The organism is Streptomyces sp. Q2, from assembly GCF_056820935.1.
Genome location: NZ_JBXEJE010000115.1, coordinates 1 through 1,011 on the forward strand (window position 1 = coordinate 1; position 1,011 = coordinate 1,011).

General features: G+C 69.2%; 1 protein-coding gene and 1 pseudogene. Both read left to right on the forward strand.

From position 1 onward, the window contains the following. A pseudogene (locus ACWBNA_RS47815) lies at positions 1–156 on the forward strand (glycoside hydrolase family 11 protein); the annotation flags it as partial. Between the two features lie 35 nt (positions 157–191). Then, positions 192–1,011: polysaccharide deacetylase family protein (locus tag ACWBNA_RS47820; RefSeq protein ID WP_482710878.1), on the forward strand; the 820-nt coding region annotated here is incomplete at its 3' end.

The following is a 1,011-nucleotide window of genomic DNA, read 5'->3' on the forward strand; positions in this document are numbered from 1 at the left end:
CCCGCGAAGGTCCTCTCCACCTGGAACACCAGCGCCAGCTACCCCAGCGCCCAGGTACTGACCGCCAAACCCAACGGCACCGGCAACACCTTCGGCGTCACCATCCAGCCCAACGGCAACTGGACCTGGCCGACGGTCTCCTGCACTCCGAGCTGACCCCCCTACCACCCGAGGCTGGAGGACCATTTCCCATGAGAGCCGGACCGCATCTCTCGTTACGCTCCCTGGTCACGACACTGACCGTCGTCGCGACGGCCGCCGCGAGTGCCCTCACCGTCAGCGCGGCCCCCACCCAGGCCGCCCCCGCCCAGGCCGCGGCCTGCAACGGATACGTCGGGCTCACCTTCGACGACGGCCCGTCCGGCAACACGCCCGCCCTGCTCAACGCGCTCAAGCAGAACGGTCTGCGGGCCACGATGTTCAACCAGGGCAACTACGCCGCCGCCAATCCGTCCCAGGTACGGGCGCAGGTGAACGCCGGCATGTGGGTCGGCAACCACAGTTACAGCCACCCGCATCTGACCCAGCTCAGCCAGGCACAGATCGACTCGGAGATCTCCCGGACCCAGCAGGCCATCGCGGCTGCGGGCGGCGGCACCCCAAAGCTGTTCCGGCCGCCGTACGGCGAGACCAACTCGAACGTGAAGGCGGTCGAGGCCAAGTACGGCCTGACCGAGATCATCTGGGACGTCGACTCGCAGGACTGGAACGGCGCCAACACCGACGCGATCGTGCAGGCCGCCGGCCGGCTCACCAACGGCCAGACCATGCTCATGCACGACTGGTCGGCCAACACGCTCGCCGCGATCCCGCGCATCGCACAGGGGCTGGCCGGTCGCGGCCTGTGTGCCGGCATGATCTCGCCGCGGACCGGTCGTGCCGTGGCCCCCGACGGTGGCGGCACCGGCGGTGGCACCGGCAGCGGGTGTACGGCGACTCTGTCGGCCGGGCAGCAGTGGAGTGACCGGTACAACCTCAATGTCACGGTCTCCGGCTCCAACAACTGGACCG